The organism is Mycobacterium sp. E2733 (assembly GCF_001667585.1).
GTDB lineage: Bacteria > Actinomycetota > Actinomycetes > Mycobacteriales > Mycobacteriaceae > Mycobacterium.
Genome location: NZ_LZJZ01000027.1, coordinates 1 through 14,591 on the forward strand (window position 1 = coordinate 1; position 14,591 = coordinate 14,591).

General features: G+C 67.3%; 10 protein-coding genes and 1 pseudogene. 7 read left to right on the forward strand and 4 right to left on the reverse strand.

The window, feature by feature from the left end; all coding sequences use genetic code 11:
• Both A5678_RS06080 and A5678_RS06085 read right to left on the reverse strand, forming a co-directional pair.
• A pseudogene (locus A5678_RS06080) lies at nucleotides 1–335 on the reverse strand (two-component sensor histidine kinase); the annotation flags it as partial.
• Nucleotides 332–1,039 (reverse strand): response regulator transcription factor, encoded by a 708-nt coding sequence (locus tag A5678_RS06085; protein ID WP_068039913.1) that lies wholly within the window; start codon nucleotides 1,037–1,039, stop codon nucleotides 332–334. The pseudogene A5678_RS06080 and the gene A5678_RS06085, both read right to left, overlap by 4 nt.
• Nucleotides 1,040–1,295: 256 nt before the next feature.
• Between A5678_RS06085 and A5678_RS06090 the strand changes: the two genes are divergently transcribed.
• A complete protein-coding gene (locus tag A5678_RS06090; RefSeq protein WP_082945414.1) occupies nucleotides 1,296–2,708 on the forward strand; it encodes a cell wall metabolism sensor histidine kinase WalK in 1,413 nt (470 codons plus the stop codon).
• A gap of 4 nt (nucleotides 2,709–2,712) precedes the next feature.
• On the opposite strand, the gene A5678_RS06095 is transcribed toward A5678_RS06090, so the two are convergent.
• A complete protein-coding gene (locus A5678_RS06095; protein ID WP_068040182.1) occupies nucleotides 2,713–3,504 on the reverse strand; it encodes a S1 family peptidase in 792 nt (263 codons plus the stop codon).
• Nucleotides 3,505–3,637: 133 nt separating this feature from the next.
• Entirely contained in the window at nucleotides 3,638–4,405 is a 768-nt protein-coding gene (locus A5678_RS06100) for a TVP38/TMEM64 family protein (protein ID WP_068039915.1), read from the reverse strand.
• Between the two features lie 168 nt (nucleotides 4,406–4,573).
• Between A5678_RS06100 and mutA the strand changes: the two genes are divergently transcribed.
• The 6 genes from mutA (at nucleotide 4,574) to A5678_RS06130 (ending at nucleotide 14,509) form a co-directional block, all read left to right on the forward strand.
• On the forward strand, nucleotides 4,574–6,451 hold the full coding sequence (gene mutA, locus A5678_RS06105) for a methylmalonyl-CoA mutase small subunit (protein WP_068039917.1): 1,878 nt from the start codon (nucleotides 4,574–4,576) through the stop codon (nucleotides 6,449–6,451).
• 5 nt (nucleotides 6,452–6,456) lie between these two features.
• Nucleotides 6,457–8,709, forward strand: a complete 2,253-nt coding sequence (gene scpA / locus A5678_RS06110; RefSeq protein ID WP_068039919.1) for a methylmalonyl-CoA mutase — start codon at nucleotides 6,457–6,459, stop codon at nucleotides 8,707–8,709.
• Entirely contained in the window at nucleotides 8,710–9,705 is a 996-nt protein-coding gene (meaB, locus tag A5678_RS06115) for a methylmalonyl Co-A mutase-associated GTPase MeaB (protein WP_068039921.1), read from the forward strand.
• A gap of 55 nt (nucleotides 9,706–9,760) precedes the next feature.
• Nucleotides 9,761–11,047 carry a serine hydrolase domain-containing protein gene (locus A5678_RS06120; protein WP_068039922.1) on the forward strand — a complete coding sequence of 429 codons (1,287 nt, stop codon included), beginning with the start codon at nucleotides 9,761–9,763 and terminating at the stop codon, nucleotides 11,045–11,047.
• A 238-nt stretch (nucleotides 11,048–11,285) separates the two neighbouring features.
• Nucleotides 11,286–12,563, forward strand: a complete 1,278-nt coding sequence (locus A5678_RS06125; protein WP_068040184.1) for a glycosyltransferase — start codon at nucleotides 11,286–11,288, stop codon at nucleotides 12,561–12,563.
• A gap of 221 nt (nucleotides 12,564–12,784) precedes the next feature.
• The gene (locus A5678_RS06130; RefSeq protein WP_068039924.1) at nucleotides 12,785–14,509 is read left to right on the forward strand and encodes a glycosyltransferase family 2 protein; all 1,725 of its coding nucleotides are present in this window, start codon (nucleotides 12,785–12,787) and stop codon (nucleotides 14,507–14,509) included.
• Nucleotides 14,510–14,591 lie beyond the last annotated feature (82 nt).

Consider the following 14,591-nt stretch of genomic DNA (forward strand, 5'->3'; position numbering starts at 1 on the left):
CCCGACCGCGAGCACTTCGGCGGCGGGGCCACCGGGCCGGCGACGGTGTCCGGACTGATGCCGCGATCGCCGTAGGTGGCGCCGTCGGCGGTGACCAGCAGCGCGCGCACCCCGCCGCCGTTGAGTTCGGCGGCCAGCAGATCGGGCGAGGTGTGCGCGGCGTCCAGCGCCTCGGCGCGCGACGCCGCCGCGAGCAGCCGGTCGTGCAGATTCCCGCGGGCGATGACTCCCAGGGTGACGTCGATGGTGACGCCGAGGACCACCAAGAGCAGGGCCAGCAGGGCCACCACCACCAGCGTCACCCGGCGTTGCAGGGACGGAGTCCGAGTCGTCATGATCGCCGGGCTTGCAGCCGGTAGCCGATGCCACGCACGGTGTGCAGTATCCGCGGCCCGTGGGCTTCGAGCTTGCGCCGCAAGCCGCTCACGTGCACCTGGACCAGGTTGGGGTCGTAGGCGTCGTACCCCCACACGGCGTTCAGGATTTGGCCGGCACTGACGATGCGGCCGCGTTGCTCCACGAGGAAGGCCAGCAGCCGCAGCTCGGTTGCGGTCAGGTCGAGGCGACGACCGTTGCGCGCGGCCACCCCGGCCTCGGCGTCGAGCATCAGGTCGCCGAGCTGAACGACTTGCGGCAGCCGTCCGCGCCGGCGCAACACCGCCCCGACCCGTGACACCAGTTCGGCCAGCTCGAACGGTTTGATCACGTAGTCGTCGGCCCCGCCGTCGAGGCCGCGCAGCCGATCGTCCAGGCCGTCGCGGGCCGTGATCAAGACGATCCCGACGTCGCCCCAGTCGCGGATGACGTCGATCAGGTCGAAGCCGTCGCGGCCCGGAAGCATGACGTCGAGCACCACCAGGTCCGGCCGCAACCCGTCCAGCGCCTCTTCCAGCCCGTTGCCGTCAGAGCGGCCGACGGTGTGATAGCCGACGTCGGTGAGCGCCTCGCTGACCATTTCGCGAATCGTCTCGGAGTCTTCGACCACCAAAACCCGGGGCGCGCCGACGCTGAAGTGGCCGGCGTTCGTCATGGCTCCCATTGTCGGCGCCGGTTCTGAAACCAACCTGAAGCGGTCGCATGGACCTTCCGCCACGGCAGCCCCACTAGTCGCAAGAACGCAGGTATGCGACGAAGTGCCCGCCTCACAGCGACAAAGCCCGCTCCCGGGGTAGCGTCCCCACATTGTCGCTGTGAGGTGGGCAACACGTCGCTCACCTCCGCGGGCGACAGGAGTGACTCACGGGACCATAGTTTCTTCAGGTCCACTTCAGTTCCGGCTCCTAGCGTCCGGTGTCATGACCACAAACGACGACATCGACACCCGTCCGCCCCCGCCGCCGCCGCCCGCCCATCACCCACGCGAGCCCCGCCGCCATTCCAGCGGCGTGGTGGCCGGCGTCGGCTTGGCGGGCGCGCTGGTCGGCGCGGCCGGCACCATCGCGGCGATCGCCTTCGCCTGGATCATCAGCGCGGGTCCGCCGGGGCCGCCGCCACCGCCCGGGCCGCCGCTACCGCCCGGGCCACCCCCGATGGCGCTGCAGCATGGGCCGCCTCCCCCGCCGATGGGCGGGCCCATGGGAGGTTTCGGGTTCGCGCCGCCGCCCGGCGTGCCGCCCTGGCCGCATCCGCCGCCCCCACCGCTCCCGCCGGACGCCACCGCGACGGCCGTGGTGCGCCCGTTGCCGGATGGCGCCCGGGTGATCCTGGTCGCCGACACGACGCAAACCACACAGGTGACGCACCAGCTGCGTCTGCTGATGATCGGGGCGGGCGTGGCGACGCTGGTGGTCGCCGCGCTGCTGCTGGTGGCCGTCAGCCGGGTGGCGTTGCGCCCGCTGGATCGGCTGACGGCGCTGGCCAACGACATCAGGACCGGTGATCGCGGGCGACGGCTGCGCCCCGACCGGGCGGATACCGAATTGGGCCGCGCTGCAGTAGCTTTCGACGGAATGCTGGACGCGTTGGAGGCGTCCGAGCGCCGGGCGCAGCGGGCCGCGGACGCGGCCCAGCGCGCCGAGACGGCAACCCGGCGCTTCCTGGTGGACGCCGCCCACGAGCTGCGCACCCCGATCGCCGGGATCCAGGTCGCCGCCGAGCAGCTCGCCAACAGCGCCTCGCAGCAGCAGGACGACGACGGGGCAGGCGCCCAATATCGCCGGGCCAGCCTGTTGCTGTCGGACGCGCGCCGCGCCGGCCGGCTTGTCTCGGACATGCTTGATCTGAGTCGCATCGACGCAGGGCTGCCGCTGGACACCCATGATGTTGACCTGGCCGCGATCGCGGATGCCGAAGCCGACCGGGCCGCCATGCTGGCGCCGCAACTCATCGTCCGGCGCACGGGGCCGGCCGAGCTGACTGTCAACGCGGACCCCACCCGACTTGCGCAGATCCTGTCGAATCTGCTCGACAACGCGCGCCGCTACACGCCGCCCGGAGGCGCCATCACGATCGACGTCCGCATGCACGAAGGCGCCGCGGAGGTGGCCGTCGTCGACAGCGGGCCCGGCATTCCCGACGACGAGCGGGAGCGGATCTTCGAGCGGCTGGTGCGGCTGGACGCCGGGCGCGCTCGCGATCACGGCGGTGCCGGGCTGGGCCTGCCGATCGCCCGGGCGCTGGCGCGCGCGCACGGAGGCGAGCTGGTGTGTGTGCCGCACGACGGCGGCGCCGAGTTCCGGCTCAGGTTGCCGGTGCCGCCGGGGGAGTGAAGCGTCAGCCCGGCGCGGCGGCCGCGGTCACCGCGGTGAGACGCCACCTGTCCAGCCACGGCTGGATCAGTTCGGCGACCGAGAACTTCGCGGGGGCCGCACACCCGGGCTTGGGCTTGCCGGGGTCACCCCCGCGGATCAGGATGCCGACGGCGCGAACGGTGCCGTCGCTCTCATTGAGATAGACGGGGCCGCCGGAATCGCCGCACCGGCCGGGCGCCATGAACACCACCTTGCTGCCGGTGACTTCCGTGATCGGACCGCAGGTGGCTTCGCCCGAGCCCATGCCGAATTTGCAGAGTTCCTGGCCGGGCCGCAAGTTGGTGGCGACGCCGGAGACCGGCAAGGAGTCTCCGATGGCCGGGTTCTGGGGAACGTTGTCGCCGTTGAGCACGATGAGGCCGATGTCGTGCTGTTCGTTGTGGACTCCCTCGCTGACCGTCTGGCTGAACGTGCCCAGCGTCGCGTACGGGAGGATGCCGGCGAAGTTCATCGTCACCGTGCTGGCCCCGCCGGGGCGGTTGCAGTGGCCGGCTGTGAGGACACCGGTCTGACCGGTGCTGGTGCGTACCAAAAACCCTGCGGTGCAACCCATCCCGCCCGACCCGTCGGCGTACTGGACGTAGATGCCCGCGCCGGGGCCGACCGCGCTCGACGCGGGCAGATCGATCGGCGATAGGAGCGGCGGCGGGCTGGTCTCGTGGGCCGGGTTGGTGTTCCTCGGCAGCATGTAGACAGCGGTGATGAAGGCGGTGGCGCAGAAGAGCGACGCGATGACCAACAGCGCGGAATGCATCTTGGACCGCGGCGGGTACGGCACTTGGGTTCCGGCCAACACCCCCCCTTCGAGCGATGCCGGTAAATCTGCGTTCCAGCTTGCCAGCTTCGGCCCGGCGGCCGGGGCGATTGGTCAAATCCGCTGCAGGAGATCAGCTGACGGTAGCCGGCTCGGGGGAGGACTGGTCGCCGACGGAGCTGTGCGCGCGGCGATGGTGCCGGCGGTGGTGGCGAATCTCGATGACCAAGCCCGTCAGGCCCAGGGTCGCCGTGCACAGCGACACGAGGTAGAGCAGCGAGTTGGGGTGACCGGCGAGGGCGTCGCCGAGGATCACCACGGCGGCGGTGCCGGGCAGCAGGCCGGCCAGCGTCGCCAGCGAGTACGGCCGCAGGCGCACCGTAGACGCGCCTGCGGCGTAGTTGATCGCCGAAAACGGCACGGCGGGAATCAGTCGCAGCGACAAGATGGCCAGCCAGCCCCGTTGCCGCAAGCGCTCGTCCACCGTGTGGATCGACCGGTGGCGAACCAGGCGGTTCAGCCGCCACCCGGCCGCGCGCACCAGCAGCATCGCGATCACCGCGCTCGCGGTGCTGGCACCCACCGCGATCGCCACACCCGTCAGCGGCCCGAACAGCAGCCCGGCGGCCAGGGTGAACGCCGTTCGCGGAACCGGCACCACGGTGGCCACGATGTGCGCGGCCAGGAACGCCAGCGGGAACCAGGGGCCGACCGACTCCGCCCAATCGCGCATCTGCACCGGGGTGGGCAGCGGCAGCCATGAGGCGGCCGCGATCAGGAGTGTGATACCGACCACTATGGCGATCGCCCGGGGCCGCGACAGCAGACGCGCGGCCGCGCCCAGCGCGCCGCCGAGGTCGCGCAGGGTCCGGTCGATTTTGCAGGTGGCGGAAGCCGTCACGCCTGTAAAGGTTACGGGGCGCAGGTGAATAACTCGTTTCTCGAGGCTGGCGTTTCATCACCGGCCTGCCGTGCTGGTCACGTCGCGCGGTTTTCTGCCGACAGGCTCGATCAATTAGCCTCATTAGTAAGTCGCAGGCCCCATTTGCTGGGAAAAAGGGAGCAATCGGTGTCCATTGATGTACCCGGGCTCGCCGAACTAGAACAGGTTCGCGGGCGTTGGCGCAGTGCGGTCGCCGGCGTGCTATCGAAAAGCACCCGGAAGGACCCCGAGGAGCTCGGGGACCAGCCCGAGCGGCTGCTGGAAACTCCGACCTACGACGGCATCGCGGTCCGGGCGCTATACACGGCGCTGGACGAGCTGCCGGAACCGCCGTTGCCCGGCGAGTGGCCCTTCGTGCGGGGCGCCGACGCGTTGCGCGACGTCAAGTCCGGCTGGAAGGTGGCCGAGGCGTTTCCCGCCGATCGCGTCGCCGGGGTAGCGGCCGAGGACGTCAATTCGGCGGTCCTCGACGCGCTCGGCAACGGGGCCAGCGCCCTGGTGCTGCGGGTTGGCGAGTCCGGCGTGACCGTCGACCAGCTCGAGGCTGCCCTGCAGGGCGTGCACCTGAGCATGGCGCCGGTCATCGTCGACGCGGGCGCGGGCTATGCCGCCGCCGCCGACGTCATGTTGGCGTTGGCGGCCGGCGTCGAACCTGACCAGCGCGAGATACTTTCGATCGACCTGGGCGGCGACCCCCTCACCGCGACGCTGAGCGATCGTCCCGGGCCCGCGCTCGACGAGGTTGTCGCGGTCGCCAAGCGGGCGGCCCGAGAGCGCGGCGTGCGTGCGATCACCGTCGACGGGCCCGCCTTCCACAACCGGGGCGGCAGCGCGACGTGGGAGCTGGCCGGCACCGTGGCCGCCGGGGTGGCCTATCTTCGCGGGCTCACCGAGTCGGGCATGTCGGTCGGCGAGGCGTTGCGGCAGATCAGTTTCCGGCTGGCCGCCGACGACGACCAGTTCGGGACGCTCGCCAAGATGCGCGCGGTGCGTCGCCTGTGGGCGCGGGTCGCGGAGGTCGTCGGCGACCCGGACGGCGGCGCAGTCACCGTGCACGCCGAAACGTCGCTGCCCATGATGACCCAACGCGACCCGTGGGTGAACATGCTGCGCTGCACCCTGGCCGCCTTCGGCGCGGGCGTCGGCGGGGCCGACACGGTGCTGGTGCTGCCGTTCGACGTGGCGATCCCGGGCGGCTTCCCCGGCACGGCGAGAAGCTTCGCGCGCCGGATCGCCCGCAACACCCAGCTGCTGCTCCTGGAGGAATCGCACGTCGGCCGGGTGCTGGATCCGGCCGGCGGCTCGTGGTTCGTCGAGGATCTGACCGCCCGGCTCGCGGAACGGGCCTGGGAGCACTTCCAGGCCATCGAGGCGCGCGGCGGGTTCGTCGAGGCGCGCGACTACGTCGCCGGCCAGATCGCCGAGGTGGCCGCGCGACGGGCCGACGACATCGCGCACCGTCGCACCGCGATCACCGGTGTCAGCGAATTCCCGAATCTCACCGAACCGGCTCTGCCGCATGATGATTCGCCGAGCTCGCCGCTGGCCGCCGGCAACCTGCAGCGTTATGCCGCCGCTTTCGAGGCGTTGCGTGATCGCTCCGATGCCTTCCTGGCCCGCACCGGCGCCCGTCCGCAGGCGCTGTTGCTGCCATTGGGCCCGCTGGCCGAGCACAACATTCGCGCCACGTTCGCCGCCAACCTGCTGGCGTCGGGCGGCATCGAAGCCGTCAACCCGGGCACGGTCGACGCCGCCGGTGTCGCCAAGGCCGTCGCCGACGCGGGGTCACCTGGCGCGGCGGTCATCTGCGGCACCGACAAGCGCTACGGGGAGGAGGCCGCTGCGATCGTCGAGGCGGCCCGGGCCGCCGGGGTATCGCGGGTCTACCTGGCCGGACCGGAGAAGGCCGTGGGTGATGCCGAGCACCGGCCCGACGAATTCCTGACCGCGAAAATCGATGCGGTCGAGGCCCTTTCGAACCTGCTCACTCGACTGGGAGCGTAACCGCAATGACCACAACCGCACCCGTGATCGGTAACTTCGCCGACGTCCCGCTGAATGGCGACCGCCCGCTGCCGCCGCCCACCGAAGCCGCCGTCGAAAAGCACGTCGCGGCCGCCGCGGCGGCGCACTGGTACACGCCCGATCAGCTCGAGTGGCACACGCCGGAGGACATCGCCGTCAAACCGGTGTACATCGGCGCCGACCGGGCCGCCGCGGTGGCCGGCGGTTACCCGCTGAACAGTTTCCCCGGCGAACCGCCCTTCCTCCGCGGCCCGTACCCCACGATGTACGTCAACCAGCCGTGGACCATCCGCCAGTACGCGGGGTTCTCCACCGCGGCGGAGTCGAATGCGTTCTACCGCCGCAACCTGGCGGCCGGCCAGAAGGGCCTGTCGGTGGCCTTCGACCTGGCCACCCACCGCGGCTACGACTCCGACCATCCCCGCGTCCAGGGTGACGTTGGAATGGCCGGCGTGGCAATCGATTCCATCCTCGACATGCGTCAGCTGTTCGACGGCATCGATCTGTCGACCGTAAGCGTGTCGATGACGATGAACGGCGCCGTGCTGCCGATCCTGGCGCTGTACGTGGTGGCCGCCGAGGAGCAGGGCGTGCCGCCGGAGAAGCTGGCGGGCACCATCCAGAACGACATCCTCAAAGAATTCATGGTGCGCAACACCTACATCTATCCGCCCAAGCCGTCGATGCGCATCATCTCCGACATCTTCGGCTACACCAGCACGAAGATGCCGAAGTTCAACTCCATCTCGATCTCCGGCTATCACATCCAAGAGGCCGGGGCCACAGCCGATTTGGAGCTGGCCTACACGCTGGCCGACGGCGTCGACTACATCAAGGCGGGCCTGGACGCCGACCTGGACATCGACAAGTTCGCGCCGCGGCTGTCCTTCTTCTGGGGCATCGGGATGAACTTCTTCATGGAGGTCGCCAAGCTGCGTGCGGGCCGGCTGCTGTGGAGCGAGCTGGTCGCCCAGTTCAATCCGAAAAACCCCAAATCGCTGTCGCTGCGCACACATTCGCAGACCTCCGGCTGGTCGCTGACCGCCCAGGACGCCTTCAACAACGTCGCGCGCACCTGTATCGAGGCGATGGCCGCGACCCAGGGGCACACCCAGTCGCTGCACACCAACGCCCTCGACGAGGCGCTGGCGCTGCCGACGGACTTCTCCGCGCGGATCGCGCGGAACACGCAGTTGCTGCTGCAGCAGGAGTCGGGCACCACGCGGCCCATCGACCCGTGGGGCGGCTCGTATTACGTGGAGTGGCTGACCCACCAGCTCGCGCAGCGGGCCCGGGCGCACATCGCCGAGGTGGCCGAGCACGGCGGCATGGCCCAGGCCATCAACGAGGGCATCCCGAAGCTGCGCATCGAAGAGGCCGCCGCGCGGACCCAGGCGCGCATCGACTCCGGAATCCAGCCGGTGATCGGCGTCAACAAGTACCAGGTCGAAGAGGACCAAGAGGTCGAGGTCCTCAAGGTCGAGAACAGCCGGGTGCGCGCCGAGCAGCTGGCCAAACTCGAAGAGCTGCGGGCCGGCCGCGACCAGGCCGCGGTCGACGCCGCGCTCGCCGAACTGTCGCGGGCCGCGGCCGCGCATGGTCGCGCCGGCGAAGACGGGTTGGGTAATAATCTGCTGGCGCTGGCGATCAACGCCGCCCGGGCCAGGGCCACGGTCGGGGAGATCTCCGACGCGCTGGAAAAGGTATACGGCCGGCACCAGGCGGAGATTCGCACCATCGCCGGCGTCTACCGCGACGAAGCCGGAAAGGCCCAGAACATCGCAACCGCCACCGAACTAGTCGAGAAGTTCGCCGAGGCCGACGGCCGCCGGCCCAGGATTCTGGTGGCGAAGATGGGCCAGGACGGTCACGACCGCGGCCAGAAGGTGATCGCGACGGCCTTCGCCGACCTCGGTTTCGACGTCGACGTCGGCTCGCTGTTCTCCACGCCCGAGGAGGTGGCCCGGCAGGCCGCCGACAACGACGTGCACGTCGTCGGCGTTTCGTCGCTGGCGGCCGGCCACCTGACACTGGTACCGGCACTGCGCGACGCGCTCGCCGAGGTGGGACGGCCCGACATCATGATCGTGGTCGGCGGGGTTATCCCGCCCGGCGACTTCGACGAGCTCTATGCGGCCGGGGCCGCCGCCATCTTCCCGCCCGGGACGGTGATCGCCGAGGCCGCGATCGGCTTGCTGCACAAGCTCGCCGAGCGGCTGGGTTACACGCTCGACTAGATGGCTGCCCGTAAGAGCGACACCGTCGACGAGCTGGCCGCCGCCGTTCGCGGCGGCGACCGCGCGGCGCTGCCGCGGGCCATCACGTTGCTCGAGTCCACCCGCGCCGACCACCACGAGAAGGCGCAGCAGCTGCTGCTCGCGCTGACGCCGGACTCGGGCAACGCGCACCGCATCGGCATCACCGGGACCCCCGGGGTGGGTAAGTCCACCGCCATCGAGGCCCTCGGCATGCATCTGATCGAGCAGGGCCACCGGGTGGCGGTGCTGGCCGTCGACCCGTCGTCGACGCGTAGCGGTGGATCGATCCTCGGCGACAAGACCCGGATGGCTCGCCTGGCGGTGCACCCGGACGCGTACATCCGCCCGTCGCCGACGTCGGGAACCCTGGGTGGCGTAGCAAAGGCCACCCGCGAGACGGTCGTGTTGTTGGAGGCCGCCGGTTTCGACGTGATCATCATCGAGACCGTCGGCGTCGGTCAGTCCGAGGTGACCGTGGCCAACATGGTCGACACGTTCGTCCTGCTGACCCTGGCGCGCAGCGGCGATCAGCTGCAGGGCATCAAGAAGGGTGCGCTGGAGCTGGCCGACATCGTGGTGGTGAACAAGGCGGACGGGGAGCACGTCGCGGAGGCGCGGATGGCCGCCCGCGAGCTGTCCTCGGCGATCAGGTTGATCCACCCTCGTGAAACACTCTGGCGGCCACCCGTTCTCACGATGAGCGCGACCGAGGGGACCGGCCTGCAGGAATTGTGGGACACCATCGAACGTCACCGCCAGGTGCTCAGCAAGACCGGTGAGTTCGAGGCGCGCCGGCGCGCCCAGCAAGTCGACTGGACGTGGCAGATGGTGCGCGACACCGTGCTGGATCGGGTCCTGTCCAACCCGAAGGTGCGCAAGATGCGCGCCGAGCTCGAACGCCAGGTCAAGGCCGGAGAGCTGACCCCCGCGCTGGCGGCGGAGCAAATATTAACGGCCGCGTCGAATAACGGATAGATAAACAATTCGATTTCGCTCCGGCGAGGTGTGAAATCCAAGTAAATTCGAAAGTGTGACGGTGGAAGCCCGAGTCGATCGCCGCGCGGTCCCTGTCCACGATGACCCTGACGCAGGTCACCGTGTGTCCGGCGCGGCGGACTCACATTTCGGATGCGTTGTTCGCAGTTTTTCGACCATGTTCCCCGCCCGCCGCTTCGGCGGCGGCGCGCTGGCTGTGTATCTCGACGGCCAACCCGTCGTCGACGTCTGGACCGGGTGGTCCGACCGGGGCGGCCATAGGCCCTGGACTGCCGACACCGCCCCGATGGTGTTCTCGGCGACCAAAGGCATGGCCGCCACCGTCATTCACCGGCTCGCCGACCGGGGGCTGATCGACTACGAGGCGCCCATGGCCGAGTACTGGCCGGAGTTCGCAGCCAACGGTAAGGCGAAACTCACCGTGCGCGAAGTGATGAGGCACGCCGCCGGCCTGTCCGGCCTGCGGGGCGCCAGCTCCAAAGACCTGCTGGACCACGTCGTGATGGAAGAACGGCTGGCCGCGGCGGCGCCGGGGCGGCTGCTGGGCAAATCGGCCTATCACGCGCTGACCTTCGGCTGGCTGATGTCCGGTCTTGCCCGGGGCGTGACCGGAAAAGGCATGCGCGTGCTGATCCGGGAAGAGCTCGCCGAGCCGCTGGGCACCGACGGGTTGTATCTGGGTCGCCCGCCGGCCGGGGCGCCCACGCGCGTCGCGCAGATTGTCACGCCGCAGACCCTGGTGAGAAACCCGGTCCTCAGCTTCGTGACGCGCAAGGTGGCCAACGAGCTGTCCGGAGGGTTCCGGTCCATGTACTTCCCGGGCATGGTCGCCGCGGTCCAGGGCGATACCCCTCTGCTGGATGGGGAGATGCCGGCGGCCAACGGAGTGGTGACGGCCCGCGGGCTGGCGCGGATGTACGGGGCCATCGCCAACGGCGGTGAGGTCGACGGCATCCGGTTCCTGTCCCGCGAGCTGGTGGCCGGCCTGAATGGCCGACGGAGCCTGCGCCCGGACCGAAACCTGTTCATGCCGTTGGCGTTCCACCTCGGCTACCACAGCTTGCCCATCGGGAACGTGATGCCCGGCTTCGGTCACGTCGGGCTGGGCGGGTCGCTCGGCTGGACCGACCCGGCGAGCGGTGTGGCCTTCTCGCTGGTGCACAACCGGCTGCTGACGCCCTTCGTGATGACCGATCACGCGGCGTTCGTCGGCATCTACGCGCTGATTCGCAAGGCCGCTGAAAAGGCGCGCAAACGCGGCTTCCAGCCGGTGACCGAATACGGGGCGCCGTTCTTCGAGCCCGGAGCCGTCGCCGGCTAAACAATTCGGGCCAACCGGCTCAATATCGCAAAACCCCCTTGCGTCGGCTTTCGCATATGACGGAAAGTTAGATGTTGGCTGCCCGTATGGCCGAACCCAGGGGAGGGTGTTATGCGCTGTGGCACAGGTAATGGCGACAACCGCACGGCTTTGATGCCGCTCAGACGCCAAACCGATGGTGCCGCACATGAGTGAGGTCGCGGCGCCCGCACCGCCACAAGTCGGTGGCGATGTCCGAATGAGGTTGGTGCTGGCGAGCTATGGGAGTCGCGGCGATATCGAGCCTTCCGTTGCTCTCGGTAGCGAACTACTGCGCCGAGGGCATGACGTTTGTATGGCCGTGCCGCCCAACTTCGTTGATTTCGCCAAAGAGGTCGGCCTTGCGGCCCATGCTTATGGTCCCGAGTTGCAGGCTTTTTGGGACGAGGAATTTCTCCGCGGCTTCTGGCCGAACATGCTCCGCAGTCTCTGGACGATCCGGGAGCCGATCAGGCTCGTGCGCGAGCTTTGGGAGCCCTGCCTTCGAGCCTGGAGGGAAATGAGCGAGACGCTGGCTTCGCTGGCCGACGGGGCTGACCTGCTGTGCACCGGTTTGCTTTATCAGGATCTCGCTATCAGCGTCGCGGAGGCGTACGACCTCCCGTTTGCCACCCTCCATTACTTCCCGATCCGGCCCAATGGGCAGTTTTTGGCCGGTGTGCCATCGCCCTTAGTGCGTCCGGCGCTGACATTCCACGACTGGTTTTGTTGGCGCATGAACAAGAGGGCCGAGGATGCGCAGCGCCGTGAACTGGGCTTACCTGAGGCGAAGCGTTTTGCGGCGAGACGGATCGCGGAAAGGGGATCGCTGGAAATCCAGGCCTACGACAAGGCATTCTTTCCAGACTTGGAGGCCGAATGGACAAAATGGGGCCCTCGGCGTCCCTTTGTCGGTTCTCTGACGATGGGGCTGACCACGGAGGATGACGATGAGGTCGCATCATGGATTGCTTCCGGAAGACCGCCGATCTGTTTCGCCCTGGGGACCATCGCGGCCGAATCACCGGCCGCCACCCTGGAAATGATCGGCGTCGCGTGCGCGCAGCTGGGCGAGCGAGCGCTGGTTTGTACCGGCGGGCGTGACTTCACCAGCGGCGCACCGCAATTCGAACACGTCAAAGTGGTAGGCATGGCAAATTACGGCAGGATCTTCCCTGCCTGCCGTGCCGTCGTTCATCACGGCGGCTCGGGTACCACACACGCCGGCCTCCGTGCCGGACTCCCGACGTTGATTTGGTGGACGTCGGGCGATCAGCCTTTTTGGGCAATGGCGGTGAGACGATTGAAGGTCGGGACCGCACGGCGGTTCGCGGCCACTACCCGTGAGTCGTTGATCCAGGACCTGCGCCGGATCCTGGCACCCGAATATGCCGCTCGCGCTCGTGCTTTCGCCCACCACTTGACTGAACCCGCCGAAAGCGCCACCCGAGCCGCCGATCTTGTGGAAGAGTTCGCCCGTGTGAGGCATCCAGCCTGAAGGCGGCGGTCCGCTACCGGACGAGCGTTCGTGCAGTAACGCATCGGGGACATCGGGTCAAAGTCGTTGGTGCCAGACCGCCCGTCAAGCCATGGAGAGCGAGGCAGCCGTTATATTGCCCTTCGAGCATGAAAGTGGGCGCCGCGATTCCGCCTGTCGGCCACCGAAATATCTGATCGCTGCTCGTCTCGACGAGATATGAACGTGGGCAGGTTGCGGGCATGATTGAAGCCCTGGGCATAGCGATGGTGAAAAACGAGGCCGATGTCATAGAAGCGTTTGTTCGACACAATCTGAACTTCATGGACGCTATGGTCATCATCGACAACGATTCGGTCGACGACACCCGTGAAATCCTGGTGTGCTTGCAGCGTGACGGGTTACCAATCATCATTTTCGACGATCCCGTCGTGGGCCACTTTCAAGCGGAAATAGTAACTGCGGTGTACCGGAAGGTGGTTCCGCAGTTCAAGCCGCGTTTCGTGTTCTTACTGGATGCCGATGAATTTATCGTCACTCCCTCGCGGGAAACTCTATATAGCCAATTGCGGGCTCTGCGCCCCGGCACTCAGGCGCAGTACGCTTGGCGCACCTACATTCCGGCGCCGACGGGCCCGGAAGGCGATTCGTCGGATCCCTTACGGAGCATCACTCACCGCAGGGCCGTTGAGCAGCCGTGGTATAAGCCGGTAATAGTGACTAACCCTAAGATCGATACGAAGGTAAGCATCAAGCAGGGAAACCACGGGGCCAGCTACGCGCGTTTGCCATTGCGCAAAGTGAAGCTGCACGATGTGACGATAGCTCACTTTCCTGTGCGAAGCGTCGAACAGTTCACCAGCAAGATATTGGTCGGATGGATCGCCAATTTAGAGCGGAATCGGTATCGGCTGGACATGGCACACGGGATCCATTGGAAGGTGGTCTATGACCGCATTGTTCGTGGTCCTGCGTTCACGACTGAAGACTTGACGCTGGAAGCGCTCAGGTATGCACAACTATCGAAGTCGGACTTCGAGTGGCCGCGCGACGTCGTTCGCGACCCCGTTGCGCCGGGTTATACGAAGTTGACTGCGCGACCGGCGAGTACTACCACCTCACTGCAAAAAGTTGTCAGGTCGATCGACAGAATCTTCAACCCCGAGGCCGATCTTTCTAGTCTCGATTCGGACATTCGATTCTTGCTTGCTTCTGATCGAAAGAAGAAGTCCCGGCCACTCTTGAGGCCCCCATCCACGAATGATCGCAGCGGTAACTTCGAATCGTGTATCGATCTGCCGCCCTTTCGCTATCTCGCGGAGCGTTATTGCCCCGACTCCGTACTGGAATTCGGCTGTGAATCGGGCGTCTACCTGCGGTATTTCGCTTCTCATGGAGCTGGCCTGGTGAAAGGAGTCGACTGCGGCGAGAGAAAGCCGAAGTACCTCGAAGCCGACGAATTCGCACGGGGCGATTTAGGCAACCCACTGAACCTGGGCCGGACTTTTGATCTCGTGATTTGCGCAGGACTAGCCAATGTTGACGGAAAGTTAGATCAAACGCGAGTCGCAAACATCACGCGACATGCTCGGGAGCGGATAGTGCTCTTCGGTCAGCGGAACGCACCTGCCGGGGTCCGTGGGGCGTTTTCAGCCACTCTCGATTCATTTGCCTCAGCGGGCTGGAACCCTTGCCTTTTCGACTCTTTGACGCTGCGGTCTCTTTCCACTGTGCCCTGGTTTCGCCAGGGCACAGTTGTGCTGACGCGAGACAGCGGAGACGCCACCGTCACGGACCGCCTCATAGAGCTGGACGAGCGATCGATGAAATGGAGGAAGAGGTGGCCGGCTCTCATCACCCACCCATTCACCGAGACAGAAGCGAGGTTGTCGGTTCGCCGAGACTCCCGCGCCGTGGCGATGGCAAACAAAGTCATGCGAGCAATCATTGCGCGAGCTTTCCATTGATCAACGCCCGTAGTTGACGGTCAGCTGATCGGTGTTGGCCGAAATACCCTGAGGCACAATAAATCTTGTAGAGCGAAGGAAT

Excerpts from the sequence above, each read along its gene's own strand:
- A5678_RS06085 (WP_068039913.1), bottom strand. The coding sequence starts at position 1,039 with ATGGGAGCCATGACGAACGCCGGCCACTTCAGCGTCGGCGCGCCCCGG.
- A5678_RS06090 (WP_082945414.1), top strand. The coding sequence starts at position 1,296 with ATGACCACAAACGACGACATCGACACCCGTCCGCCCCCGCCGCCGCCG.
- A5678_RS06095 (WP_068040182.1), bottom strand. The coding sequence starts at position 3,504 with ATGCATTCCGCGCTGTTGGTCATCGCGTCGCTCTTCTGCGCCACCGCC.
- scpA (WP_068039919.1), top strand. The coding sequence starts at position 6,457 with ATGACCACAACCGCACCCGTGATCGGTAACTTCGCCGACGTCCCGCTG.
- meaB (WP_068039921.1), top strand. The coding sequence starts at position 8,710 with ATGGCTGCCCGTAAGAGCGACACCGTCGACGAGCTGGCCGCCGCCGTT.
- A5678_RS06125 (WP_068040184.1), top strand. The coding sequence starts at position 11,286 with ATGAGGTTGGTGCTGGCGAGCTATGGGAGTCGCGGCGATATCGAGCCT.
- A5678_RS06130 (WP_068039924.1), top strand. The coding sequence starts at position 12,785 with ATGATTGAAGCCCTGGGCATAGCGATGGTGAAAAACGAGGCCGATGTC.